The sequence below is a fragment of the Glutamicibacter sp. 363 genome, assembly GCF_052379505.1.
Taxonomy (GTDB): Bacteria; Actinomycetota; Actinomycetes; order Actinomycetales; family Micrococcaceae; genus Glutamicibacter.
In genome coordinates this window covers 291,231-317,170 of sequence record NZ_JBQSYR010000001.1, presented here as the reverse complement: position 1 = coordinate 317,170, position 25,940 = coordinate 291,231, and the positions used below count along the sequence as shown (strand labels likewise).

The 25,940-nt window shown below is 57.1% G+C and carries 18 protein-coding genes; 15 read left to right on the top strand and 3 right to left on the bottom strand.

Features of this window, described 5'->3' with window-relative positions:
- Positions 1–20 precede the first annotated feature (20 nt).
- The 4 genes from ACT3UA_RS01475 to ACT3UA_RS01460 all read left to right on the top strand — a co-directional run bounded on the left by ACT3UA_RS01475 (position 21) and on the right by ACT3UA_RS01460 (position 8,353).
- Positions 21–686 (top strand): hypothetical protein, encoded by a 666-nt coding sequence (locus ACT3UA_RS01475; protein WP_141393540.1) that lies wholly within the window; start codon positions 21–23, stop codon positions 684–686.
- Positions 683–1,921: an AAA family ATPase gene (locus ACT3UA_RS01470; RefSeq protein ID WP_096286579.1), complete on the top strand. Its 1,239-nt coding sequence runs from the start codon at positions 683–685 to the stop codon at positions 1,919–1,921. Before ACT3UA_RS01475 ends, ACT3UA_RS01470 begins: the two co-directional genes overlap by 4 nt.
- A gap of 120 nt (positions 1,922–2,041) precedes the next feature.
- Positions 2,042–6,847: an NAD-glutamate dehydrogenase gene (locus ACT3UA_RS01465; protein WP_255248445.1), complete on the top strand. Its 4,806-nt coding sequence runs from the start codon at positions 2,042–2,044 to the stop codon at positions 6,845–6,847.
- 9 nt (positions 6,848–6,856) lie between these two features.
- The gene (locus ACT3UA_RS01460; RefSeq protein ID WP_096286575.1) at positions 6,857–8,353 is read left to right on the top strand and encodes a sensor histidine kinase; all 1,497 of its coding nucleotides are present in this window, start codon (positions 6,857–6,859) and stop codon (positions 8,351–8,353) included.
- A gap of 67 nt (positions 8,354–8,420) precedes the next feature.
- Here the strand turns inward: ACT3UA_RS01460 and ACT3UA_RS01455 are convergent, their stop codons facing one another.
- Positions 8,421–10,139: a lytic transglycosylase domain-containing protein gene (locus ACT3UA_RS01455; protein ID WP_096286573.1), complete on the bottom strand. Its 1,719-nt coding sequence runs from the start codon at positions 10,137–10,139 to the stop codon at positions 8,421–8,423.
- Positions 10,140–10,341: 202 nt separating this feature from the next.
- Between ACT3UA_RS01455 and ACT3UA_RS01450 the strand changes: the two genes are divergently transcribed.
- Complete coding sequence (locus tag ACT3UA_RS01450; RefSeq protein WP_096286571.1) at positions 10,342–10,695, top strand: Rv2175c family DNA-binding protein; 354 nt, start codon at positions 10,342–10,344, stop codon at positions 10,693–10,695.
- A gap of 231 nt (positions 10,696–10,926) precedes the next feature.
- On the opposite strand, the gene ACT3UA_RS01445 is transcribed toward ACT3UA_RS01450, so the two are convergent.
- The gene (locus ACT3UA_RS01445; RefSeq protein WP_096286569.1) at positions 10,927–12,033 is read right to left on the bottom strand and encodes a polyprenyl synthetase family protein; all 1,107 of its coding nucleotides are present in this window, start codon (positions 12,031–12,033) and stop codon (positions 10,927–10,929) included.
- 149 nt (positions 12,034–12,182) lie between these two features.
- On the opposite strand from ACT3UA_RS01445, the gene dinB reads away from it, so the two are divergent.
- Both dinB and ACT3UA_RS01435 read left to right on the top strand, forming a co-directional pair.
- Positions 12,183–13,361 (top strand): DNA polymerase IV, encoded by a 1,179-nt coding sequence (gene dinB, locus ACT3UA_RS01440; protein ID WP_176484185.1) that lies wholly within the window; start codon positions 12,183–12,185, stop codon positions 13,359–13,361.
- 181 nt (positions 13,362–13,542) lie between these two features.
- Entirely contained in the window at positions 13,543–13,929 is a 387-nt protein-coding gene (locus tag ACT3UA_RS01435) for a DUF3040 domain-containing protein (protein WP_096286567.1), read from the top strand.
- Positions 13,930–14,067: 138 nt separating this feature from the next.
- On the opposite strand, the gene ACT3UA_RS01430 is transcribed toward ACT3UA_RS01435, so the two are convergent.
- A complete protein-coding gene (locus ACT3UA_RS01430; protein WP_444615337.1) occupies positions 14,068–15,402 on the bottom strand; it encodes a DDE-type integrase/transposase/recombinase in 1,335 nt (444 codons plus the stop codon).
- Positions 15,403–15,949: 547 nt separating this feature from the next.
- On the opposite strand from ACT3UA_RS01430, the gene mraZ reads away from it, so the two are divergent.
- The 8 genes from mraZ (at position 15,950) to murD (ending at position 25,916) form a co-directional block, all read left to right on the top strand.
- Positions 15,950–16,363: a division/cell wall cluster transcriptional repressor MraZ gene (gene mraZ / locus ACT3UA_RS01425; RefSeq protein ID WP_096286507.1), complete on the top strand. Its 414-nt coding sequence runs from the start codon at positions 15,950–15,952 to the stop codon at positions 16,361–16,363.
- 179 nt (positions 16,364–16,542) lie between these two features.
- Positions 16,543–17,535: a 16S rRNA (cytosine(1402)-N(4))-methyltransferase RsmH gene (rsmH, locus tag ACT3UA_RS01420; protein ID WP_096286505.1), complete on the top strand. Its 993-nt coding sequence runs from the start codon at positions 16,543–16,545 to the stop codon at positions 17,533–17,535.
- A gap of 44 nt (positions 17,536–17,579) precedes the next feature.
- Positions 17,580–18,314: a hypothetical protein gene (locus ACT3UA_RS01415; protein ID WP_096286503.1), complete on the top strand. Its 735-nt coding sequence runs from the start codon at positions 17,580–17,582 to the stop codon at positions 18,312–18,314.
- Between the two features lie 76 nt (positions 18,315–18,390).
- Complete coding sequence (locus ACT3UA_RS01410) at positions 18,391–20,205, top strand: peptidoglycan D,D-transpeptidase FtsI family protein (RefSeq protein ID WP_255248441.1); 1,815 nt, start codon at positions 18,391–18,393, stop codon at positions 20,203–20,205.
- Positions 20,199–21,791 (top strand): UDP-N-acetylmuramoyl-L-alanyl-D-glutamate--2,6-diaminopimelate ligase, encoded by a 1,593-nt coding sequence (locus ACT3UA_RS01405; RefSeq protein ID WP_255248440.1) that lies wholly within the window; start codon positions 20,199–20,201, stop codon positions 21,789–21,791. Before ACT3UA_RS01410 ends, ACT3UA_RS01405 begins: the two co-directional genes overlap by 7 nt.
- 50 nt (positions 21,792–21,841) lie before the next feature.
- Positions 21,842–23,299 carry a UDP-N-acetylmuramoyl-tripeptide--D-alanyl-D-alanine ligase gene (locus ACT3UA_RS01400; protein ID WP_096286501.1) on the top strand — a complete coding sequence of 486 codons (1,458 nt, stop codon included), beginning with the start codon at positions 21,842–21,844 and terminating at the stop codon, positions 23,297–23,299.
- On the top strand, positions 23,296–24,399 hold the full coding sequence (gene mraY, locus ACT3UA_RS01395; RefSeq protein WP_096286499.1) for a phospho-N-acetylmuramoyl-pentapeptide-transferase: 1,104 nt from the start codon (positions 23,296–23,298) through the stop codon (positions 24,397–24,399). The genes ACT3UA_RS01400 and mraY overlap by 4 nt, the downstream gene beginning before the upstream one ends.
- On the top strand, positions 24,381–25,916 hold the full coding sequence (murD, locus tag ACT3UA_RS01390; RefSeq protein WP_096286497.1) for a UDP-N-acetylmuramoyl-L-alanine--D-glutamate ligase: 1,536 nt from the start codon (positions 24,381–24,383) through the stop codon (positions 25,914–25,916). The genes mraY and murD overlap by 19 nt, the downstream gene beginning before the upstream one ends.
- Positions 25,917–25,940 lie beyond the last annotated feature (24 nt).

Below are 25,940 nucleotides of genomic sequence, written 5' to 3'. Positions count from 1 at the left end.
GCGCGGGCAAAGGACAGAGCATGAGCGGCGAACAGAACACCGGCACAACTCGTTCTGCCAGCGCACCGCGAGTAAAACGACCGACGTGGAAGGACCCGAGATTGGCCCTGGGCGCGGTCCTGGTAGTGGCGTCAGTGATTGGCACGGTCTATCTCGTGCGCGAATTGAACCACACCACAGAGGTTTATGTAGCCGGAGCAAACATCACTCTGGGTGAAGAACTCTCAATGCAAAATCTTCGAACTGAAAATGTGCAACTCGGAGAATCCGGTGTTCAGTACCTCGAAGCGAACCCGGAACTCATTACCAACGCCCGTGCCAATACCTTCATCGGAGCCGGTGAGTTCATCCCGAACAACTCCATTACGCACAACGATTTGGGCTCCCGCAGGCCAATCAATATTGATCTGCCCGCGGATCTTACACCGGCGATTACCCCGGGTAGTTTCGTCGACGTATGGATTGCCCAACGTGAAAAGGGCGGTTCGGCGTACGGAGTTCCAGAACAGCTGGCAAGTATGGTGGAAGTCTCTGCACGGGTAGCCCGCGCAGGGGGACTCGTGAATCAAAACGGTACCAATCTAGAGCTGCTCGTCGAACCCGACCATCTCGAGCCACTGCTTCAAGCCTTGGCCAACGAATCGAGAATTATAGTGATCTACAATCCAGCCGGTACCCAGCAATGAGTATCTCGGTGGTGGTGCTGGGAAATGGTGAACACGTTGTCCGCCAAATCGAAGGGTATCGCGGCGAATTGATGGTCACTCGCGTTTGTGAAGATATTGCCGAGGCCATTGCGGCCTGTGCGGTGGGCGTAGCAGATGTGCTGTTGGTGTCCGGTCGGGAGCTGCTGCCGCCACTGGAGCAGATCGACGCGGTGACTTCACAACAAATGGTGCTGGTGCTGCTGGACGAAAAACCTCGAAACGGTGGCACCACCCAAGGGATGATCGAAGTAAATGAGAGCGTTCCAATGCTGGAACTCGAACTACTCGTGGTGCAGGCGCTTCGTGAGTTGACGCATCCCGATGAGTTGGATGAAGCGCAAGTCAGCGAGGCCTCAGAGCAAGCGAAATTGTCGACCGGAAAAATTGTGTGCTTCTGGGGCGCAGCGGGCGCACCAGGCCGAAGCACGGTGGCGCTGAACTACGCTGTGGAAGCCGCTCTCTCAGGAAAAACCGTGGTGATACTGGACGCCGATACTTTTGCCGCGTCCATTTCCATACAGTTGGGTCTGCTCGATGAATCCGCATCCATCGCGCAGCTTTGTCGTGTGATTGACTCGGGGTCACTCGACCCTGCAAGGTTGGATGCAACCTGCTTGAGCGTCGAAGTTGGTACTGCGATACTCAAAGTCGCCACCGGGCTGCCCCGGTCCAGCAGGTGGCCGGAGGTGAGGGCCTCTGCGCTACGTCGTGCGACGAGTGTCTTGCGTGAACACAATGATTTGGTGGTGCTTGATGTCGCGTCCCAGGTGGAATTGGACGAACAACTGAGCTTTGACACGCAAGCGCCTCAGCGCAACGCAGTCACCGTGGAGATGCTTCGCTGTTCGGATGAAGTATTTATGGTTGTCGCCGCAGATAGCGTAGGGATCCCGCGTGCCCTTCGAGCGATCGATGAATTGGAAGATCAAATCCCGGGGGTGACTCTGCAGATTGTATTCAATAAAATCGGTGCTGCGAATACCGGGCATAGCCCCAAACGGCGTCTCTTGGAAACCTGGGATCGGTTCGGGCCCAATCATTGCATCGCTGGATACCTGCCCCAAGACGTGGTGAGCTGCAATGCGGCGCTACTGGCCGGATCGCCCTTGGCTGAAATCGCCCCTAGAAGTACATTGCGTACTGAAATACGAGGTTTGCTGGGCATTAAATCCACGGAAACGAGACGGAAGCGACTGAGTCGTCGAATCGGCTGAATCCTTGAACTTTGGTACACGAAAACACGGTAGTGTGGTTTCTATCGGAGATCCGCAAAGACGCGGATTAATTAGAACTTCGTTCTTGGAGGCGTTCACTTGAACTCGTCGGAATCCAGCATGTCAGAATCATTTATGGATGCGACACTCACCTCGCAGTTGGTGAGCGAATACTATGGCCAAATCGCTAGAGAAGATGTCGCGGCGTTTACGCCCGACGAGCTCGAGGCGCGAGTAGCCGCACACTTGGAAATCGGATATGGCCGCGACGTTGATACGGCCAACGTATCTATTACCCGCAACAATGGTGTTTCGGTGGTACATATCGTCACCGACGATATGCCGTTCTTGGTTGATTCGGTCACTGCGGAACTGGTCCGGCTTTCAGCCCCAATTCAGCTCGTCGTGCATCCGACTTTCGTGGTATCACGCGATCGAGACACTGGATTGATCAAAAAGCTGTCGCACACGGGGTTGCAGCACGTTGCCAGTGGCGATACGGCTGCCTTGTCGGATCTAAGCACGCTGACCTCGATTGACACGCACACCAAGGTTGAATCCTGGATTTCGGTAGAAGTCGCCCGCGACCTCTCCGACGCTGAAGCCGTGACGATCGTTGAAAATTTGCTGAAGGTCCTTGCCGACGTGCGTGTTGCCGTGCAGGACTGGCCCGCAATGCTGGATCGTGCAAAGAGCATTGCCCAGACGCTGCCGCAGACCGCAAATGCAGGCGAGATTGCCGATCTCGATCAGGCGGTAGAACTGCTGAACTGGATGTCGGACGGTCGTTTCACGTTCTTGGGCTACCGCGACTACTATCTGACGACGGAGCACGGAGAAGACGTACTCGTTGCCCGCGAAGGAAGCGGTCTAGGGCTCATGCGATCCTTGGAGGACCAGGGCCCACAGCACCTGACCAAGCGTGGCCGCGCAACGGCCCGCGACAAGCGCGCATTGATCATCACCAAAGCGAACTCGCGTTCCACCGTGCACCGCGGAGTCTACCTGGACTATGTTGGGGTCAAGAGCTTCGATGCCAACGGCGACGTCAACGGTGAGCGTCGCTTCATTGGGTTGTTTGCGACCAAGGTGTACACCTCTAGTGTGAAAACCGTACCGGTGGTGCGCGAAAAAATCGAAGCGGTCCTGAAAAATACCGGATTCGCCCGAGACTCGCACTCCGGCAAGGACATCGTCACGATCCTAGAGTCCTACCCGCGCGATGAAATGTTCCAGATCTCGGTAGACGACCTTACCGAAATTGCATTGGGCATTCTGCGTCTGCAAGAGCGTCGCCGCACCTCGGTCTTCCTGCGCACTGACTCCTACGGGCGCTTTGTGACCGCAATGGTGTATCTGCCACGCGACAGGTTCTCCACCGATGTGCGACAGCGTATCGAAAAAGAGCTGGATTCCAGCTTCAATCCGGTGTCCACCGAATATGAAGCGCAGCTCGGAGCCGGTGCATTGGTCCGGCTGTTCTATCGACTTCGCCTTCAGCACCATGGGCTGACCCCGGTGGTGGATCGCAAGGCATTGGAGAATCGAATCGCCAAGGCAGTTCGCTCCTGGAACGACGCGATTACCGACACCGCACGGAGTAGCCTCGAACCGGGCGAAGCGAATCACCTGGCCAATTCGTGGGCTGGCGCATTCCCCGCAGCGTACAAGGTGCAATTCGAGATTGAAGATGCACTGGCCGACATCGACCTGCTGGAAGAGCTTGATGCTCCGGATCAGCAAGGACCAGTCGTTTCCTTCTACGATGCTGCCAATGACGAAGATTCCGCCGTCACCAAGCGAATGAAAATCTTTGTAGACCGGCCACTGCTGCTTTCAGGGATCCTGCCCGTGCTGCAGGATTTGGGTCTTGATGTGGTTGATGAGCGCCCCTATGAGCTGAGCCCCGAAGGCATCGGCGAGCGATACATCTATGACATGGGTCTGAAGGTTGATCCAGAAATCGACTTCGACACAATCGAAACCAAACTTGCCGACGCCTACTCGGCCGTGGTTCGCAACGCCGCCGAATCGGACAAGCTCAATGCCCTGGTGCTGCATGAAGGGTTAAGCTGGCAGGAAGTCGCCATGCTTCGCGCCTACGCGCACTACCTTTTGCAGCTTGGCATTTCGAATTCCACCGGATTTATCGCATCGACCCTGGTCAACAACGCGGCGGTGACACACGGTATCGTCGATTTGTTCCATGCCACCTTCGATCCTTCGTTCTCTGCTGAGGCTTCAACTTCGGCACGGGATCAGGCCCTGGCACAGATCGACGAAGCACTTGAAAATGTGCCCACCTTAGACGCTGACACGCTGCTTCGCCGTTTCGTAAAGGTCATAGAGGCAACTAAACGGACGAACTACTACACCGAACGTCTCGCGCTGGCCTTCAAGCTCGCACCCGAAGAGATTGACTTCGCGCCATTCCCACGGCCGAGGCATGAAATGTGGGTCTACTCACCACGTGTTGAGGGTGTGCATTTCCGGTTTGGCGCAGTTGCCCGTGGTGGCCTGCGCTGGTCCGATCGTCGAGAGGACTTCCGCACCGAAGTGTTGGGTCTGGTCAAGGCTCAGATGGTCAAGAACTCGGTGATTGTGCCAACCGGCGCAAAGGGCGGTTTCTACGCCAAGCAACTACCCAACCCGGCCGTAGATCGGGCAGCTTGGATGGAAGAAGGCAAAGCCTCCTACCGGATCTTTATCCGGACCTTGCTGGATTTGACCGATAATCTGGTCACCGATGAAAATGGCGAGCACGTCGAGTCACCAGCTAATGTGGTCCGCCACGACGGGGACGACACCTATCTGGTAGTGGCCGCGGACAAGGGCACAGCAAGCTTCTCAGATATCGCTAACTCGATTTCTCAGGAGAAGGGCCACTGGCTGGGCGACGCCTTCGCCTCGGGAGGCTCTGTAGGCTATGACCATAAGGGCATGGGCATTACCGCCCGCGGTGCATGGGAATCGGTCAAGCGTCATTTCTTCGAACTTGGTCTGGATACTCAGCGTGAAGAATTCACCGCTGTAGGCGTTGGCGACATGTCCGGCGATGTCTTTGGCAATGGACTTCTGCGCACCCGTACCGTGAATCTGGTCGCTGCATTCGACCACCGCGATATTTTCCTAGATCCAAACCCGGCGCCGGAAGCCTCCTTTGTCGAGCGCCAGCGCCTATACGATCTTCCGCGCTCGAGCTGGGCAGACTACAACAAGGAACTGATTTCCGAAGGCGGCGGAGTCTACTCCCGCAGCTTGAAGTCGGTTCCGATTAGCGTGCAGGTACGCGAAGTCCTGGGCCTGGACTCCTCGGTCACCAAGCTGAGCCCAAATGAATTGCTCAAAGCAATTCTGTCGGCACCAGTTGACCTGCTCTACAACGGCGGCATTGGGACCTATGTGAAATCCAGCGCCGAAACACACGCCCAGGTGGGCGATCGCGCTAACGACGCGATCCGTGTTGATGGCGGTGCAATTCGCGTCAAGGTCATCGGCGAGGGCGGAAACCTGGGCATGACGCAGCTTGGCCGCATCGAGGCAGCCCGCAATGGCGTTATCCTCAATACCGACGCCATCGATAACTCCGCCGGGGTAGATACTTCGGACCGCGAAGTAAACATCAAGATCTTCGTAGACCGACAGATCAAGGCGGGAAAGCTCACCGCCGAAGAACGCACCGATTTCTTGTTGTCGATGACGGACAATGTGGGCGACCTAGTGCTGCAGGCCAACTTTGACCAGAACGTGCTACTGCTGAACGAAAAGCATGCAGCCAAGGTCTGGGCTCCTGCCTACGAGCGACTGATGCAGTGGTTGGAAAAAAACGCTGACCTGAATCGCGAGCTGGAGTTCCTGCCGAATAGCGACGAGCTAGAACAGCGCAAGAGCGCTGGCGAGATGATGACCGCCCCGGAGATTTCGGTGCTGGCCGCCTACGCCAAAATTCAGCTCGCGCATGCGCTGGCCGAGTCCGATCTGGCAGATGATCCGTACTATGTAGCGACATTGCGCCGCTATTTCCCGCAGCAGCTCGTCGATCGTTTCGGTGATCAGCTAGAAACTCACCCGTTGCGCCGGGAGATCATTGCGACCGTTGTCGCCAATGACATCATCAACATCGGTGGGGTCACTTATGTCTTCCGTGCCATGGAAGAAACCGGTGCAAGCGAAGTCCAGATCGCCAAGATGTTCACTGCATTGCGTGAAATCTATGGTTTCGACCGCCAATTCGCTGCGATCAACCTCCAACCCGCTGGTACGGAGGTGGCGTACTGGGGAAGGCAACATCACGACATGCGCCGCTTGTTGGATCGCACGACGCGTTGGTTCATCAACCGCGTTGATCAGCAGCAGCCGGTCGAAGAAATCGTGGGCAACTATGAACCGATCGTCAGCGAGTTGCGCCAGAGCCTGCCGGCGCTGCTGCGCGGGTCGGATCTCGAGCGATACAACGCATGGCAGCTTGATGCCATCAGCAATGGGATCGACGAGCATCGAGCAAGCATGTGGGCCTCGCAGTTTGAGTCCTATACCTTGTTGGATATCGCCGAGTTGGTTGGGCGTACCGAGTATTCGGCACAGCAGGTCGCCGAGACCTACTTCGTGTTGTACAACCAGTTTGGCGCCGACGATTTGCTCAATCGGATCACCAAGCTGCCGCGTTCGGATCGTTGGCAGGCGTTGGCCCGTGCCGCAATGCGTGACGATCTGTATACAACACTCATTGATCTGACCTTGAACGTATTGGACAACGGTGCGGAGATTGGCGGGCCGGCAGAGCGTGTTGCGGCTTGGGAAGAAGCAAACACGGCTAACCTTGATCGTGCGAAGACAATGTTTGCTGAAGTAAACAGCCTCGGACGCGACGATATGGCGTCGCTGTCTGTAGCCCTTCGCCTTCTGCGTTCCATCGTCCGGAGGTAACACCCCCTTATGGCCCTCATCACCGAGCAACTCCGTCAACAAGCAAACCTCGGGCCCGGTGATGAGGACTGGCTCCACCTGCTGGTGGGGGACTGGCAACTGATCTCAGATCTGGCGTTCGCCGATCTCGTTCTTTGGTTCCCCACCGGCGACGGGTCCTATGTCGCGCTCGCGCACGTACGGCCTTCTACCTCACACACCGTATTCCACACAGACTTTGTGGGAGAGCGGATCCGTAGAGATTTGCGACTCATGGTTGATCAGGCTTGGGGTAGCCAACGCGTGCAAAAATCTGCAGAGCAACCAAGCGCCGATCTGATTTCCGGATTAACTTCGGTCCAAGCAATTCCCTTGGTCCGCCAGCACCGTCCGGTTGCCGTGATCACCTCACACTTCGATCCAAATCAGGCACGTACGCCCTCGAACTTGGAACTCGTGTACCGGCAGAGCGCCGAGGACCTTCTGACCATGGGAACCCGGGGGCTGTGGCCGGACTTCGCAAGCCCTACCGGCTCACGCCGCGGCGCGCCCCGTGTCGGTGATGGATTCATCAGGCTCAACGTCAACGGGGTGGTCGAATACGCCAGCCCGAACGCAGTGTCGGCTTTCCGCCGGCTAGGGGCGGCCGAAGTTCTCCAAGGTCAACCGCTCGCGGATCTGACCATGGCCCTGGTCAGTGACCGTCGCGTTGTCGATGAAACGCTACCACTGGTGCTGCAAGGCAAAATGCCATGGCGTACCGAAGTCGAATTTTCCGGGGTCACCCTGTCCCTTCGTGCAATCCCGCTTCGAGATGAAGCGAAACGTTGGGGTGCCCTAGTGCTTTGCCGTGATGTCACTGAGCTCAGACGTCGCGAGAAGGAACTTGTCACCAAAGACGCGACGATTCGGGAAATTCACCACAGGGTAAAAAACAATCTGCAGACCGTGGCGGCTCTATTGCGCATGCAATCGCGGCGGATGAACTCAGTCGAGGGCCAACAAGGACTCGAACAGGCGATGCGGCGCGTTTCAACTATCGCATCGGTGCACGATTTCTTGTCCAAGGGCCTGAACGAAACCGTCAAATTTGATGACCTGATGGATCGCCAGTTCCGGCTTATTGTCGAAATTGCGTCTCCGGGTCAGCGCGTTGCTACGCGGCGCGAAGGCGAATTCGGAATGCTCGATGCCGATTTGGCCACACCACTGTCGTTGGTTATCAATGAACTGGTGACGAACGCTGTGGAACATGGATTGGCCAACAGGGATGGCGAAGTGGGACTCCTCGCGAACCGGTACCGCGGACATGACGGCAAAGACTGGTTGCGTGTGGTGATTCAAGACGACGGGCATGGCCTGCCAGACGGTCCGCGGCGTGAAGGTTTGGGATTGCAGATCGTGCGCACCTTGGTCACAAGCGAACTATCTGGCGAAATCCAGTGGGTGCAATCTGAACCGCAAGGAACAAAGGTTGTCATAGAAATGCCGCTACACCGCAACCGGCGCGAGCAGTACTCAGCATAGACCAAGAAGTAACGCGTTAAAGAGTAGGGGGCAAGTTCCTAAAGAACTTGCCCCCTACTCTTTGGTTTTAGCTGTATTGCTTCATCAATGATTTGACGCTCGCGACGTAGCGCTTGGTGTCTTCGAACATCCCGTACTTTCGAACTCCTCCGAGCCCTTGGTAGTACGAAGCAATTGCATCGTCCAAACTATCGGTGTTATCTAGATTGAAACGGATCGTGGCCACTCCAGCAGTGACATTGTCCTGTGGCTTCAGCAAGTTCAGATCGCGTCCGAGCCGGGAAGACATCCATTCGCCGGTGCTCGGAATAACCTGCATGGCGCCCAGGGCGTTGGCGGGGGAGACTGCACGCATGTTGAAGCCGGATTCTTGCATGGCGTGTGCCATGGCAAGTGCAGGGTCAACCCCCATGCTGTTAGCGGTCGAACGGATCATGGCTTTCATTTCGTCACGGCTTGGGACCGAGACGGAATCTAAGTAGTTCTTGTTCTGATTGGCATCATTGACGGTGGCATCCGGATAGGTGCGACCTTCAAAAGTATTGCCGATCTTGCGGTCTTCCTTCTTCTCGATATTGCCGTTTGGCTGTACAGAGGAGCCTGAGACCTTGAGCTTTTCACCAATCTTCAGCGGAGCTTGGGTGCTCACCTGAGGGTTCAAGTTAAGCAGCGCCGACAGCTTCATATTGTGCTGGCCAGCGATACCGCCAAGCGTGTCACCGCTCTTGACTGTGTAGGTTGCGTTGCCGGACTTCTTCGGTTCGCTCTTCTTCTCAGAATTATTGGAACTCGAAGATCCACCAGAAACAACTAGCTTATCGCCGGGGAAGATGTGCTTGCCGGCGCTGATGTTGTTTTTGCTCAACAGGGCCGAGAGGCTCATGTTGTGCTTGGCTGCGATGCCGCCGAGGGTGTCGCCGCTCTTGACCGTGTAAGCAGAAGAGCTTGAACCTGAATTCTGGTTCTTGCTTTCGTTCTCCGGCTCAGAGGATTTGGAGCTGCCCGAAACGGTGAGCTTGTCACCTGGGAAGATCGGCTTCGACGCGGAAACATTGTTCTTGCTCAACAGGGCCGAGAGGCTCATGTTGTGTTTGGCGGCGATGCCGCCGAGGGTGTCGCCGCTCTTGACCGTGTAAGCAGAAGAGCTTGAACTTGAATTCTGGTTCTTGCTTTCGTTCTTTGGCTCAGAGGATTTGGAGCTGCCCGAAACGGTGAGCTTGTCGCCTGGGAATATCAGCGAACTAGCTGAGATGTCATTCTTGCTCAGCAACGAAGACAAACTCATGTTGTGCTTCGCGGCGATTGCCCCAAGCGTATCGCCATTTTTGACCGTGTATGACGAGCTATGAGTGCTCTGAGACTTTGACTTCTCCTGTGAAGAGGAAGCGCTGCCCGGAACCTTAAGAGTCTTTCCGGCAACAATAACGTCGTTCTTGAGATTGTTGAGCTTCTTCAACTCGGAGACGGAAGTGTCATATTCCTTGGCAATACTCCACAACGAAGAGCCTGGCTCGACTTTGATTTCCTTGACGCTGCGTTTAGCAGGAAGCCCCATCGTCGAAACACGAGAAGCAAGCAGATGCGCTTTGATTTGGTCTTCAGCGATCTTGACGGTCTCTGGTGAGACGCTTTTCGGCGATAAGGAGTTTGGGCTCAGAGGCAATGGAACAGGAGCCGCCTGAACTGCGGGGGCGAGGGCCAGACTGCCGATCACTGCGGCAGGTATAGCCGCGCCTGCTACGACGCCTAACGCATGCTTAGCTGCATAGCTCGATTCGTGGGGCATGGGGTCAATCCTCAAATCAGGGGTGTAGGTAACAACTCTCACTCGAACGATGCTAGGTAACGGCACCAGTGTTGTTCATGTGGCAATTGTTATCAAAGTGATACATGAAAATTTACACTACTAGTGTGGCGCATGGAAACCATTGTGGCGCGTCGGGAATAAAGTTTCTGCACCGTTCACTAATTTGTGGGAACCTTTAGAGGTGAATGAACTTCAAAAAACCGTTGGCCAGTGGCTAACCCTGCCGGACCTAGCCGAAATTCTTGACGTCGATATTCGACGTGTCCACCGCATGCTCGATGAGCGCGCCATCATTTCCGTACGGATCGGTGAGCGTCATGTGCGGTCGATCCCAGCCGACTTCGTTCTTGACGGCGCTGTCGTGGAGAGCCTCAAGGGAACTCTATCGGTGCTTCAAGACGCCGCCTATTCGGATGAAGATGCCATTAAGTGGCTATTTACCGAAGATGAGTCGTTGCCAGGAACCCCAATGAATGCCTTGCGCACCGGACGAAAAACCGAGATCCGTCGTCGTGCGCAAGCCCTCGCTTGGTAAGCCATTCGACAAGAATATAAAGATTTTATAAAAGAAAGGTCTCGGCCACGTCAACTCATTGGACGTGGCCGAGACCTTTGTTACTTTACTGAGACCCTACCTAGATCACACATTCCACTGACTCAACGATTAGTACCTAGTTCAAAAGCGACTTGTGCTCCAGGAGGGCTCGGCAGCGCATTGCTCAGCTAGCAATCTTTGAACTAACGGATTCTTGGGGGAGCAAAGAGCTCATTTGCTTCGCTTCGTGACTGCATCGCTGAGAAAATGCATTCCGGCTAAAGGAAGCGGAGCGACATCGATGCGTTCTAGAGCTGCCAGTGACTGCGTAGTCAGCTCGCTGATACTGGACTCGGTTTCCCGCAGCGCGCCAGACTCCTGCAAAATTTTGCTCAGCTTGGCAACTTCCGCATCGCTTAAGCTTTGGGCACCAAGCCGAGTTTGGATAAACTCGCGTTCCTCCGGGACGGTTAGCGCCAAGGCATGCGCAATCAATTCGGTGCGCTTACCTTCGCGAAGGTCATCGCCAGCAGGCTTTCCGGTGACCGATGGATCGCCAAAAACGCCGAGAACGTCATCCCGTAATTGGAATGCTTCCCCCAATGGCAAAGCGAAAGCACTGTAGCTTTCCAAAAGTTCGTCGCTCGCATTAGCCAATGCGCCACCAAGCAAGAAGGGATTCTCCGTTGAATACTTTGCGGACTTGTAGCGAACGATGGTGCGAGCGCGTTTAACTGCTTCGGCAGGGTCGTAGACAGAGCCAGCAGACTCCTCAAGAACGTCCAGATATTGTCCAGCCATGACTTGCAGACGCATCTTGTTGAAGATCGCCCGGGTGCCGGGCGTTAGATTGTCAATCCCAGCAAACACTTCTTCACTCAGAGATAGGCACAAGTCCCCGGTGAGGATTGCGCTCGCAATGCCGTACTGTGCTGCGTTACCAGTTAATCCGAGCGAAGAATGCTGGGCCTCAAAGCGCTTGTGTACGCTCGGTTTGCCTCGACGCGTATCTGAGTTGTCAATAATGTCATCGTGGATGAGCGCTGCACCCTGGAAGAGTTCTAGCGCTATGCCCAGGCGAACAATATTCTCGTCGTCGGGTCGACCGCCAGCACCAAGAAAACCCCAATAGGCGAACAGCGGACGAAGCCGCTTTCCGCCACGAGTAAGATCTTGAATGCTGTTGACGATTTCCGTGGCGCTTGCAGTAATCTGAGCAACTTCTTCGCTTTTTGATGACAAGAAGTCTTCCAGACGATTAGCGACCGCATCGGTGTACGTGCGGCTCACCTCCCCGGCTTCTGACACGAGGGCTGACAGAGATTCAGACGGCGACATGCAAAACCATTTTCTAAGCGTGAACTGCTAGTGGATAGCTTCAACTCTACCGCTATCTTTATAGGTTGCTAGCAGAGCGCAGAGCGACCCCATATTGGATTGCTAACCCTTGCCAGTCATCCGTCGGTGAAGCTCACTAGACTGTAGATATGTCAGCCTTGGAAAACCGCGCGATCTTGCATGTGGATATGGACGCTTTTTTCGTGTCTGTAGAGCTGCGCGAGCGTCCCGAGTTAAGGCATGAACCGGTGATCGTCGGATTTCCAAACGGCCGAAGCGTAGTCCTCTCCGCATCCTATGATTGCCGGGCACGTGGGGTGCGGTCGGCTATGCCGATGAGCCAAGCAATCGCCTTGATGCCGCAGGCAACGATTATCGAGCCGCAGCATGGGGTGTACTCTGCGGTTTCTGCCCAGATCATGAACTACTTCGAAACTATTACACCTTTAGTTGAACAAGTAAGTATCGACGAAGCGTTCCTTGACGTCACCGGAAGTATGAGGTTGCTCGGTGGCCCGATCGCTATCGCCCACCAGATTCGTGCCCACCTGGCCGAGGAATTGAATCTTCCCTCCAGCATCGGCATTGCTCGAAACAAGTTTGTCGCGAAACTAGCCTCGACGCATGCCAAGCCCAATGGGCTAATCGTCGTCGCACCAGAACGAACCACGGAGTTTCTGCATCAGTTGCCAGTGTCGGCGATGTGGGGCGTCGGGAAGAAAACTGGCGAACAACTTCACGCGTTGGCGATCGAAACTATCGAGCAATTAGCCAACGAGCCTCAAACACGTATGATCCAACGATTCGGTGAACACGGCCGTTCCTTGCACCTGCTGGCCCATGGCATCGATAACCGAGCAGTTCAGACCACCAGGGAAGAAAAGAGCATTTCTGCCGAACATACCTTTGCCGGCGACATTGCTGACCTCGAATCGCTGGAAGAAGAATTGCTCAGACTCGGACACCGGATAGGTCAGCGGCTTCGTGCCTCAAATAAAGCCGCATCCGCAGTAGGTCTTAAACTGAAGTACCAAGATTTTACTGGCGTAACAAGATCTCGTACTTTTGCCGCGCCAACCGACTCATCTTCCGCAATAAGTCAAAATGCCATCGAACTATTGCGTCGGATGACCCCGTTGCCTCAGTCGGTACGGCTTGTGGGAGTGAAGGTGGAAAGGCTAAGCGACCCTGATTTGGGCATTCAGCTCAGTTTGGATCCAGCGGAGGGCAAAACCCGCGAAGCTGAGAGGGTTGCGGACGAAATAAGCCATCGATTCCCTGACTCCGGATTAGCTCCGGCCCGCTTCCTTCGACCCAAAGAAAAATAGCATTAATCGGTGTAGCTATGAAGTTGCCTGAAAGAGCTGAAGATCAACTAGCAGGGTAGCGGTAAAAGAGACTATCCTAATAAGTAGGTAGCAAATACCGATTGGAACGTTTCCAAGTGGTTGTGCGTTATACCTGTAGGCGGTGGATGACCGCTACAGCAGTGATTGGAAGGAGAAGACGATGCCGCTATCAGAGCACGAGCAACGTCTGTTGGAGCAGTTGGAAAAGCAGCTGCACGAAGACCGCCGCTTCGCCTCCAGTATGAAAGCTCCAGCTAGCAGTGGTCGCCTTTCAACTCGCAACATTGCACTCGGCGCGCTTCTGGTCATAGTTGGGCTTGCTGGTCTCATTTATGGCATTTCGCAGCAACTCATCATCGTGGGTGTTGTTGGTTTCGCTGTCATGTTCGGTGGGGTACTGCTGGGCCTAGCCAAGTCCGCAGCAGGCAAGGTTGGTGGTGCAAAGACGCCAGCAGGTTCAAAACCGTCAGGCCCGGGAAACTCGCAGTTCATGAGCGGTCTGGAAGAAAAATGGAACCAGCGCAAGCGGGACCAATCCGACGGCTAGAACCCTTATTAACGAGGTGTAACCCTTTATTGGGGTTGCACCTCTTTTTCTTTTTAATGGTGTCATGTATCAGGAGATCGGTGACAAAACTGCATCAAGACATCAGTAACACTTGCTGCATCAAGACATCGGTAACACTCACTGATCTTCCCGAGGATTTTGGAACAGGGCTGTCGCATGCTTCAGGCTCCGATATTTCGTTCCTTCCGGAAACGGGAAATCGTATCTGGCAATGAGTTCGCCGTGCATCGTCACCAGCATCAATTCCTGCTGATCCCAGTGAGCCTTCAGGGGTGTGCTGCGTAGAAGCTTGCCCAGATAAATCTCCACCCCAGCGATTCGGATGCACCGGTTCTTGTTCGCACGCATCAGCTGCTCACCGATGCTGCCCATATCTTCGGACCGTAACGTTGCCATGAGCTTGGCAGGAGCACCGACCTGCTCAGCGACAGGTCCGGCAAAGTCAGCAACCGGTTCAGAAATCGCTTTGCCTGGTGCCTTGGTGCTGTATTTCAGCGCGTATCCAGGCTCTGGAGAAGCAGCCACCGGGGTCGCCTCCCATGCCTGCTGAGGTGTCATCCGGTCTTCCAAGGACTGATGGCCCCGTTCATTGTTGTAGGCATGGTCAAAGACATCGACCTGCCGTTGCAACGCCGGCAAATCTTTGACGTAGGGCTGCTTCTTCAACCACTTGAACAGCGTCGAATGCAACCGCTCATTCTTTCCCTGGGTTGTTGGCTTATACGGTTTGCCCGTGATCGTCGCGACCCCCAGACTATTGGCGTAAGCGACTAATTCGCTGACCATGCCGCGGCGGATAGGGTTCAAAGCGTCCCCGTTATCGCTCAAGAGCCGTTGCGGAACTCCACGTGCAGCAACGCCTCGGCGGAAGACTTCCACCGCTGCTTTGCTGTTCTCTGTTCTTGCGACCAGCGAGGCAACTGCCAGTCGGGAATGGTCATCGAGCAGCTGGAAGATCACGCATTTACGTCCGCCTTCGAGCAGGTATTCGGTGGCGTCCAACTGCCAGCAGGCGTTGGGCATGGGGTAGCGGAAGGACCGGTAAGAAGATCTGGGCCGTTTGCGTGGTGACGGGGTGATGACCCCGCGTTCCCTGAAGATCCTAGCCAGCGCCGCGATGGATGGGGCCTTCATGCCGAGGCTGAGCATTTTGTCGTGCACGCTGATGGGCCCGTGGTCCCACCCGGCCTCTTCCAGTGCTTTGCGGACCGCGATGGCTTGGTCTTTGAGCGCCTCGTTGGTGCTATTCGGAGAGCGCCTTGGACGGCGTGAACGCGGTTCCAACGCCGCGGCTTGGCCTTCGGTGCGGGTTCGTTTGAGGATTTGATAGAACGTTTTGCGGCTGATTCCGTGCTCAGTGCAGAAGGCGGTCACTGATCCTCTGGGTGCGTCATCTGGCCATTGGGTGATGGCTAGGCGTATCGTCGAATCGACTGGATCATTATTTTTCACACTTTCCAGTTCAGCAGCCCGCCAGCTGACCCGTAAGGGTTGTGCTGGCGGGCTGTTGTTGTCCCAAGGAGTTAATTTTCGGGTGGAAGTGTTACCGCTTTAAACGTGGAAGTGTCACCGATGTGTTGATGCAGAACTGTTACCGATGTCCCGATACAAAACATTTTCTTTTTAATGGTGTCCTTTTAACGGTCGACACGCGCTGCGTCGATTCTCGGCAGATTCCTAGGAAACACATTTGCACTGCTTCCTAACGACTCACCACTTTCCTCCCCGTCTCCCTCCACTGCCCTCCCCGCTCGCCCAAAAGGGCTGAAAATAGCGGTATCTCGGTACTTTCTTGGTCAAATTTCGAGATGCGCACATTCTCGCTCCTGGAGCCCTCCACAACGCAAGCTGGGAAAAACCCGCCAAAACAAGGCATTTTTTATGTCCAACCCCTCGCGAAAACGGTTGGTTTGCGTTGACAGTGGAGGGTTGTGGAGTAAAGTGGAGTGCAGTAGAGGGAATTGGGGTTTCCGGCCACTTCATATGAAAGGCGGTGTGCATGTTCCTTGGAACTTACACGCCCCGACTTGATGAAAAGGGCCGGCTGATTCTCCCCGCGAAATATCGTGACGATCTGTCTTACGGACTCGTGTTGACCCGTGGGCAGGAGCGCTGCATTTATGTTTTCAGCCAACGGGAGTTCGAGAAGCAGCATGAGCAATTAGCTCAGGCATCGCTTACCTCGCGTAAGGCGCGAGACTATGCACGTGTTTTCTTGTCTGGCGCTTCCGACGAAGTGCCGGATAAGCAAGGACGAGTCACGATTCCTCAAGTTTTGCGAAACTATGGAGGCCTAGACCGTGAAGTGACGGTCATCGGTGCGGGCAAACGCATCGAAATCTGGGACTCCACTGCATGGCAGCAGTACTTGCAGGAGCAGGAAGACGTATTTTCCGAAACGGATGAAGACTAAGGCTCCAACAGGAACCGGTTTACATCCACATCAGGTAAGAGCGCTGGGTTGAGATCTCCAGCCACCTCCAGAGGGACTTGCTCTGGCTCCACTTCCCCGGAGCCAGATCGATGATCGCCGCTGGAAGGTTGGAGGGGGATCTGAATCCAGCGAACACGACGATAGCGAAAGGGGGCGCAGTGCCGAATCAAGATTCTCAACGACCCGCATCGGAACGACACGTTCCGGTATTACTGGATCGATGTGTCAATCTCTTGGCACCGGGCATCGAGAGCGCCAACGCCGCCGGACGCAAGGCAGTCGTCGTGGACTGCACTTTAGGAATGGGCGGGCATTCCGAAGCCATTCTCCAGCGGTTCGACAACCTCCACTTGATCGGCCTCGACCGCGATGAACAAGCCCACGAGCTTGCAGGTGCACGACTCAAACCCTACGCCTCGCGCATAGATTTGGTTCATGCGGTGTACGACGAAATCTCAGATGTTGTTGAAGACCTCGGCTACCCAGGTATCGATGGTGTCCTCTTTGATCTGGGTGTCTCATCGCTTCAGTTAGATGAACGCGAACGCGGATTCGCCTATTCCTACGATGCACCGTTGGATATGCGAATGGACACCTCGGTAGGACCAACTGCCGAAGATCTAGTCAACGACTTGGACCGTGAGAAGCTGCTGCGCATCATTCGGCAGTGGGGTGAAGAGAAATTCGCGGGACGAATTTCCACCGCAATCGTCGAAGCCAGGGATAAAGAACGAATCACGACTACCGCCCAATTGGTGGACGTGATCCGAACAGTCGTTCCAGCTGCTGCCGCTCGTACTTCCGGCCACCCGGCCAAGCGGACCTTCCAAGCGTTACGTATTGCGGTCAATGAAGAACTCGATGTACTGGAGCGGGCTATTCCTGCCTCAATGTCTTCATTGAATATTGGTGGTCGAGTGGTCGTGATGAGCTATCACTCGCTGGAAGACAAGATCACCAAACGTCACTTCGTGAAGGGCTCAACTTCCTCCGCACCACCGGGATTCCCGGTCGAGCTGGAAGAGCACAAGGCTGAATTCAAGGTTCTGACCAAGGGCACCGAAAAGCCGAACGAAGCAGAAATTGCAGAAAACCCACGCGCTGCATCGGCCCGCTTACGGGCGGTCGAAAGAGTTCTGAAAAGGAGCTAGCCATGAGCCAACGAGCCCCACGTCGAGTATTGAAGACTGCCGCTATGACCGCACAGCCGGTTATAGAAGGCAGTGCCGCTCGCGATGTTCGTCCAGAGCCGGTGGCAGCAAGCGAACTGGCTGGCAACGACCCTCGGCAGCGTGTGACGCTCTCGCTCGTTCCGCGAATGAACGAGACGAACAAACGCTCAATGCTCGTTATGGTAAGTGCTTTGGTCCTGGTGGCCTTCGCGGTTGTGGTCACGCTTGTTCTCATGAATACCTCGGTCGCGCAGCGCCAGTACGACATCGTCTCCTTGCGAAACCAGGAACGCGCGCTCTCTCAGGAGAACCAGGCGTTGTTGAAGGAAGCCCAGTCGTTGTCCGCTCCACAGGCGCTCGCCAAGGAAGCCAAAGCGATAGGCTTAGTGGCTCCGGGAGCACCGGGCCTCGTCGACCTGACAGACAACAGCATCAAGAAATCAGCTGATAAGGCCGTCACGGCAGAAGGAAACGCCGCAAATTATGCGACGCTCCCATTGCCAGGACAGAGCATCCGCGAGAAGGCTGAGGCGAAAAAGAGCGAGTCGAAGGCTCCTGCTCCCACCGTGGGCCAGAATTCCAAGGACGAAACCAAAACCTCTAATGAGGCGTCGGAATCCAAGGACCCCACGAAGTCTGAGGCGAAGGAAGAAGCGGCAACTCGCAAGGTTGCTGATGACGGACGTCCGGTCTTCAACGACAGCGAGCTCAACGGCGGCACGATCCCGGCACCAATGATCAAATCCCCGACGAACTAACTTTCGCTTTCTAAGCTAGGACTACGGCGGTAATTCTCGCTGTCAAGAAACCACGTTGAGGGGACTGAGTATCACCGTGAACTCGACCGCACTGGAAACCGCAAAAAAGCGCATGCGCTTTTTGCTGATCTTATCTTTGGCAGCACTCCTGGCGATTGCTGGTCGTCTCTTTTGGGTGCAGGGCATCAACGCATCCACCGTCGCCGACGCCGCTCAAGCCGATCGCCAGCGCGAAGAAATCATCGCGCCGACGCGCGGTTCAATAGTCGATCGCAAGGGAACCCTATTGTCGGTCAGCGTGGATCGCTACGACCTGGTGATCGATCAGCGTGATCAACGAGATCAAATTCGTCGCGCCAAGCGTGATGGCACTAACGGCAGCGAGTTCATCGGCTGGGACCAGGCGGTCCAGGAACTTGCGGAAATTCTTGAGCAGAACCCCGAGGACCTTGCCAAGTCGGTTCAGCCGCAGGATGAGGCCAAGCCCAAGGGCTACGTGGTTCTTGCCAAGGGAGTCACCCCAGAAGTCAAAAACGAGGTCATGGAAGTTGGCATCCCCCGTCTGACTCCCTTGCTGCGCAGCGAAAGGCAATATCCGCAAGGTGTCATTGCCGGACCGTTGCTTGGATTCGTTCGAAATTCCGAAGACCAGACCACGGTGGTCGGTGCCGAAGGGCTCGAACTGAGCCAGGAGGAGCATCTGAAGGGAACCAACGGCAGCCGCAAGATCGAGGTGAGCGCCGACGGCGTGCGCATCCCGGTCACCGAAGTCGAAGAAACTCCTGCGGTCAACGGCCAGGACGTGATGCTCACCATCGATTCCGACGTGAACTATGTGGCCCAGCGTGAAGCCGAAAAGAAGCAGAAAGAATTCAACGCTGAATGGGTTTCGGTCGTCGTGATGGACGTGAAAACCGGCAAGCTTCTTGCCATCGGCGACTCTGCGCAGCTGGATCCCAACGATCCGGGAGCGACCGACCCTGAATTCCGGCGTTCGGTGGCCATCACCCGCGCCTTCGAACCAGGCTCTACGGGCAAAGCCGCCATCTTCGCCGCAGCGATCGACCAAGGCGCAGTGTCTGCGAAGACCGAAATGCGCGTCCCGAACAAGGTGACGGTCACCAAGGAGACGATCCACGACTCGCTGCCGCACGCCACCTACGACATGACCGTGGCCGGAATCTTCGCCCGCTCCTACAACACCGGCACGGTGATGGTGGGCAACAAGCTCAGCAACGAGGAACGCTATGACTACATGCGAAAGTTTGGGCTGGGCAGCCCCATCTACCTTGGACTGAATGGTGCCAGTGCCGGTCAGCTGGCAAAACCCGAGAATTGGGACCGACGCCAGCAGTACACCACCATGTTCGGCCAGGGCTATTCGCAGACCGTGCTGCACACGGCATCGATCTTCCAGGCCTTGGCCAACGGCGGCGAACTGATTGCACCAAGCCTCATCGAAGGGTACAAGAACGAAGACGGCAGCATCACCAAACCTGAAACCCCGAAAACGACCCGGGTTGTGAAAAAGACGACAGCTAAAGAGATGCTCAAACTCATGGAAGGTGTCGTGGACTCCGGCACCGGTACTAAAATGAAGATACCGGGCTACCGGGTAGGCGGAAAGACCGGTACCGGCCAGGCCGCCAGCGACAAAGGCTACGACGGATACAGCTATTCGTTTGCCGGCGTAGCACCGCTGGATGACCCGCAATACGTTGTGGTGGCAACCATGTACCGTCCACAGGGCAGCTGGAAGAACTTTTCGGTCGCCGACACGTTCACCGAGGTGATGAGCCACGTGCTCAACACCTACAACGTGCCGCCAAGCTCCACTAAATCTGAGTCGTACGACGTCTTCGTTGGTAAGGAACAAAAGAAACCTTGGTAGTTCAGGAATCAGGCACGCCACGCGAGCTGGAACGTTATTTACGACCCCAATCGGTCAAGGGAATCAGCTTTGACCGGCTCTGCGCGATGCTAGCCGCTGCTGCAAAGAACCAAGGGGCCTCGGCCAACCCGCGCATTACCGGCGTGAGCCTGAACCCGCAGATCGTCCAGCCGGGAGACGTGTTCCTGGCCATTTCGGGCGCCAAGCGGCACGGAGCCGAATTCCTTGCGGCAGCGCTCGAACACGGTGCAGTTGCCCTGATCACCGATCAGGCCGGTCTGGGATTCTTGCCTGCCGACCTTTCCATTCCGGTAGCGGTAGTGCCGAGCGTTCGGCAGATCGCCGCCCGAGCCGCTAGCAGCGTCTACGGCACGGACACTCACTGCCCGCAGCTGCTCGCGGTGACCGGTACCAATGGCAAAACCACGACCAGCTACATGATCCGCGCGATCACCGAAGCCCTGGGCCGGCACTCCGGTCTGGTGGGCACCATCGAAATGTCTGCTCGCGGCCAGATCATCCCCAGCGTGCTGACCACTCCGGAGGCCACCCAGCTGCACGGCGTCTTGGCGCGGATGCAGGAACAAGATGTCGCCACCGTGGCCATGGAAGTCTCCAGCCATTCACTGAGCTATGGCCGGGTGGACGGACTTCGTTTTGCGGTCTCCGGATATACCAACCTCACCCAAGACCACTTGGACCTGCATGGTTCGATGGAAGAGTACTTCCAGACCAAAGCGGAGCTGTTCACCGCGCGGCACAGTGAACGCGCTGTGGTGATGGTCGACGATCCGTACGGCCAGCGCTTGGCAGAGCAGGCCTTGATCCCCACCGAATCGCTGAGCCTCGATGCTGCCAACCAAAGCCCCGACTGGAGAGTCACCGAGCTTGCACATAGTGCGCTTGGACATAAATTCGTCATCGTGCACCGGGACGGGCGAACCCTGCGTGCCCGTACCGGGCTGCCGGGCCTGTTCAATGTCGCCAATGCGGCGCTCGCCACGCTCATGGTGCTTTCCAGCGGAGTGGCCCTCGACACGCTGCAGCAGGTGCTGGAGGAGCACGATCCGCTCTCGGTGTCGGTTCCCGGACGCATGCAGGTCATCGGCGAAGCCCCGATTGCCGTGGTGGACTTCGCGCACAATTCCGACGCACTGGCTAAGGCGCTGGACTCGGTCCGCACCGGAGCCCAAGGCCGGCGGATCATCGTCTTCGGCGCCACCGGCGAACGCGACAAGACCAAGCGGCCGGATATGGGTGCGGTCGCTGCACGCCACGCCGACATCGTCATTGTCACCGACGACGACCCGCACGGCGAAGATCCAGCTCCGATCCGCGAACAGGTTGCCGCCGGAGCACAGCAGGTTCTCGATTCCGAGCGTCCGCAGGTGCAGCTGTACAACATCGCGCCACGCGCTAAAGCCGTAGAGTTCGCTGTGAGTTTGGCGGGGGTCCAAGATGCGATCCTCATCGCCGGTCGCGGACACGAAATCAGCCAAGACGTAGCGGGAATTGACGTTGCGCTCGATGACCGCGTCGAATTGGCCAACGCCCTAAAACTTCATGGGTTTGTGACCATTTACTAGCTCACAGAAGTCCTCGACCACGGCCGCTCAAGTGTAAAGTCCTAATTGCCATGATTGATTTGTCCTTCTCCGACCTGCTCGCGATCACCGGGGGTCGCGCGACAGCTTCTGTCGACCCATCCACCGTCATCTCATCGGTCACCACCGATTCGCGTGACGTGCTTCCCGGATCCCTCTTTGTCGCCAAGCCCGGCGAGTTCTCCGACGGGCACGCCTTTATCGACAAGGCCCTCGCCGGCGGCGCCGTGCTGGCCTTGGCCGAACGCATCACCTTAGATGACCGGCGGGTCGAGCATCCGGCAATCATCGTGGAAGACGCGGTGGAAGCCATGGGCCGGATCGCCGCGCACCTCGTGGAATACCTGAAGGCCGAGAACGACGCCGTGGTGATCGGGATTACCGGTTCGGCCGGCAAGACCACCACCAAGGACCTGCTGGCGACGATCTTGGCCAAGGCCGCCCCGACCGTTTCCCCGATCGGCTCCTACAACGGCGAAGTCGGCGTACCGCTGACCGTGTTCACCGCCACCAAGGACACCAAATACCTGGTGATCGAAATGGGCGCCACCGGAGTGGGGCATCTGACCTACCTGACCGACATGGTCCGCCCGAAGCTCGGTGTGGTGCTCTGCGTCGGGACCGCTCATGCCGGTGAATTCGGCGGAGTCGAGAACATCGAAAAGGCCAAGGGCGAACTCGTTGAGGCCTTGGACGCCTCCGGGACCGCCTTGCTGAACTTCGAAGATGCCAGGGTAGCGCGCATGGCGGAACGCTCCGGGGGAGCGGTCCGGTACTTCGGCAGCATCGCGGGCAAGCCACAGGAAGCCAGCGTCTGGGCCAATGATGTGGTGGTCAATGCGCATGGCCAGCCCGAGCTCACCCTCGAATTCGCCGACGGCTACAGCCAGCGGATCACCTCCGGCCTGCTGGGCCGCCACCACGTGAGCAACATTCTCGCCGCCGCAAGCGCAGCCTTTGAACTCGGCATCGCGGCAGCGCTGATCGCCGAGACCCTCGATGGGTTGGCCGCCGGAAGCCGCTGGCGGATGGAGCGCATCGAGCGGGCCGACGGCGTCACCATCATCAACGACGCCTACAACGCAAACCCGGAATCCATGCGCGCCGCACTGCGCACCCTGGCCGAGCTCGGCCTGCCCGATGAGCAGGGCCACGCCCGGCGCACCTGGGCGGTATTGGGTGAAATGCTCGAACTCGGGGACGACTCCCGGCACGAACATGACGTGCTGGGACGGATCGCGGTTCGCATGAACATCAAGAAATTGCTGGTCATCGGGTGGGGCGCGAAACTTGCCTATAACTCGGCGGTGCTTGAAGGCAGCTGGGGAGACGAAGCTTATTTCGTGGAAGATCTAGACGAAGCACGTACCTTGCTTCAAGAGCAGCTACTACCCGGAGATATTGTCCTGTTTAAATCCTCTAACGGGGCCGGTCTACGCTTCCTCGGCGACGACATTGCAGCATTCGCGAAGGAAGGCGACAACGCATGATCGCATTGATTTTGGGGGCCGGCATTGCCCTCGTGCTGACCATGGTGGCCATGCCGCTGTACATCCGCCTGCTCACCAAGAAACAGTATGGCCAGGTCGTGCGCGATGACGGGCCGAACTCGCACGCCATCAAGTCCGGCACCCCGACCATGGGCGGTGTGGTCTTCGTCTTGGCCGTGTTCGTCGCTTACTTTGCCACGCACCTGATCCTCGGTTTAATGGGACGCACCTCCTCGGGAATCACTGCCAGCGGTTTGCTGGTGCTGCTGCTCTTTGGCGGAATGGGCCTGGTCGGCTTCCTCGATGACTTCATCAAGATCTTCAAGAAGCGTTCATTGGGCTTGCGCGCCTGGCAGAAGATTGTCTTGCAGGCCTTCTTCGGCATCAGCTTCGCCGTGCTCGCCTTGCAATTCCCCAACGACCAGGGCTTGACACCGGGCTCTACCGCAATTTCCTTCCTGCGCGACACCAACATTGATCTGGCCTTCGCTGGCCCAATGCTGGGCATGATCCTGTTCGTGCTCTGGGCGAACTTCATCGTTACCGGTGCTACCAACGGGGTGAACCTGACCGACGGCTTGGACGGGCTGGCTACCGGTGCCTCGATCATGGTCTTCGGCGCCTACACCCTGATGGGAATCTGGCAGCAGAACCAGGCCTGCAGCAACATGGATTCGCTGGACGTCTGCTACTCGGTGCGTGACCCTCAGGACCTGGCCCTGCTTGGCGCCACCCTCTCCGGCGCGCTGATCGCCTTCCTCTGGTTCAACGCCAAGCCGGCGAAGATCTTCATGGGGGACACCGGTTCGCTTGCTATCGGCGGTGCCGTGGCTGCCTTCGCGATCCTCTCGCGCACCCAGCTGCTGCTGGTGGTTATCGCCGGCCTGTTCGTGATCATCACCCTGTCGGTGATCATCCAGGTGGGCTACTTCAAGCTCTCGGGCGGCAAGCGCGTGTTCAAGATGGCGCCGCTGCAGCACCACTTCGAGCTTTCGGGCTGGTCCGAAGAAAATGTTGTTATTCGATTCTGGATTCTTGCCGGGCTGTTCGTGGCAGCCGGGCTGGGTCTGTTCTACTCCGAATGGGTTGTCGCGCTGTGAGTGAAAAACTGGCCGATCTGAGAAGCTGGGATGCTAATTGGAAAGGCTTGCGCGTCCTCGTTGCAGGTCTAGGGCTTTCGGGATTCTCTGCCGCCGATACCCTGATCGAGCTGGGCGCGATGGTCAGCGTCATCGACGGCCGCGACGATAAGATCAACGCCCAGCGTGCTGAAACGCTCATGCTGGTCGGAGCCCACGAGGTGCTGCTCGGCGAGCAGCACGTCGCTTCGCTGCCGCAGATCGATGGCGCTGCGCCAGAGCTGGTAATCGTTTCGCCAGGCTGGAATCCACGTCACCCGGTATTGCTTCAAGCCGCGGAAGCCGGCATCGAGATCTGGGGCGATATCGAACTGGCCTGGCGGGTCCAGAACCGCGCCGGGCGTAGCGCTCCGAAATGGCTGGCGATCACCGGCACCAACGGCAAGACCACCACGGTAGGAATGACCGAAGCGATCCTGCAGGCCGCTGGCCTGCGGGCGATCGCCGTGGGCAATGTCGGCACCCCGATTCTCGATGCGGTGCGCGAGCCGGTGGAATACGACGTGTTCGTTGTTGAGCTCTCCAGCTTCCAGCTGCACTACACGCACAGCATTTCTCCGCTTGCCTCGGTGGTGCTGAACATCGCGGAGGACCATGTCGATTGGCATGGCGGATTCGAAGGCTACAAGGCCGACAAGGCCAAGATCTACGAACGCACCGAAGTCGCCGCGATCTTCAATACCGCCGATGCGTCGACGCTGAAAATGGTGGAGAACGCTGATGTCGTCGAGGGCTGCCGGGCCATTGGCTTCTCTACGGACAGCCCGGCGGTTTCCACCGTAGGCATCGTCGAAGGACTGCTGGTGGACCGCGCATTCATCGAAGAGCGGCGAAGCAACGCGCTTGAACTGGTGGCGCTGACAGATATCGGCGAGATCGTTCCGCGGCATACCGCGGCCAACGCCGCGGCGGCGGCCGCCTTGGCCCGCGCCTACGGGGTGGAAGCCGAAGCAGTCGCCAAGGGGCTCAGCGGGTTTGATTCCGGAGCGCACCGCATCCAAGCGGTGGCGCGTCGCGATGAGATCTTGTGGATCAACGACTCCAAGGCAACCAACCCGCATGCGGCAAATGCTTCCCTTGCGGCGTTCAGCTCGGTGCTGTGGATCGCCGGCGGCTTGTCCAAGGGCGTGGACTACACCGACTTGATCAAGGAACATGCCCAACGGCTCAGCGCCGTGCTGCTGATCGGCACGGATAACGATTCGCTGCGTGCGGCGCTGGCCGAACAGGCGCCGCAGGTACCGCTGATAGACATCACCGCTCAGGGGCTAGCCGCCGACGGCGTTGCCCCTACCGGGACTCAGGTGATGACCCAAGCGGTGCGCAAGGCGGCGGAACTAGCTCAAGCCGGTGACACCGTGCTAATGGCGCCGGCTGCGGCATCCATGGATCAATTCAGCTCCTACGCCCAGCGTGGCAACGCATTTATCAGCGCGGTCAGTGATCTGATGGATGCGGGCACCGAAGAAACCAAGTAAGCAGCGGACGGGACGGGAGGCAGA

What these genes read in the sequence shown, in the direction of transcription:
- ACT3UA_RS01455 (WP_096286573.1), bottom strand. Translation starts at nt 10,139, where the DNA reads ATGCCCCACGAATCGAGCTATGCAGCTAAGCATGCGTTAGGCGTCGTA.
- ACT3UA_RS01475 (WP_141393540.1), top strand. Translation starts at nt 21, where the DNA reads ATGAGCGGCGAACAGAACACCGGCACAACTCGTTCTGCCAGCGCACCG.
- mraZ (WP_096286507.1), top strand. Translation starts at nt 15,950, where the DNA reads ATGTTCCTTGGAACTTACACGCCCCGACTTGATGAAAAGGGCCGGCTG.
- murD (WP_096286497.1), top strand. Translation starts at nt 24,381, where the DNA reads ATGGGTTGTCGCGCTGTGAGTGAAAAACTGGCCGATCTGAGAAGCTGG.
- ACT3UA_RS01465 (WP_255248445.1), top strand. Translation starts at nt 2,042, where the DNA reads ATGTCAGAATCATTTATGGATGCGACACTCACCTCGCAGTTGGTGAGC.
- ACT3UA_RS01445 (WP_096286569.1), bottom strand. Translation starts at nt 12,033, where the DNA reads ATGTCGCCGTCTGAATCTCTGTCAGCCCTCGTGTCAGAAGCCGGGGAG.
- ACT3UA_RS01415 (WP_096286503.1), top strand. Translation starts at nt 17,580, where the DNA reads ATGACCGCACAGCCGGTTATAGAAGGCAGTGCCGCTCGCGATGTTCGT.
- dinB (WP_176484185.1), top strand. Translation starts at nt 12,183, where the DNA reads ATGTCAGCCTTGGAAAACCGCGCGATCTTGCATGTGGATATGGACGCT.
- ACT3UA_RS01470 (WP_096286579.1), top strand. Translation starts at nt 683, where the DNA reads ATGAGTATCTCGGTGGTGGTGCTGGGAAATGGTGAACACGTTGTCCGC.
- mraY (WP_096286499.1), top strand. Translation starts at nt 23,296, where the DNA reads ATGATCGCATTGATTTTGGGGGCCGGCATTGCCCTCGTGCTGACCATG.
- ACT3UA_RS01400 (WP_096286501.1), top strand. Translation starts at nt 21,842, where the DNA reads ATGATTGATTTGTCCTTCTCCGACCTGCTCGCGATCACCGGGGGTCGC.
- ACT3UA_RS01435 (WP_096286567.1), top strand. Translation starts at nt 13,543, where the DNA reads ATGCCGCTATCAGAGCACGAGCAACGTCTGTTGGAGCAGTTGGAAAAG.
- ACT3UA_RS01460 (WP_096286575.1), top strand. Translation starts at nt 6,857, where the DNA reads ATGGCCCTCATCACCGAGCAACTCCGTCAACAAGCAAACCTCGGGCCC.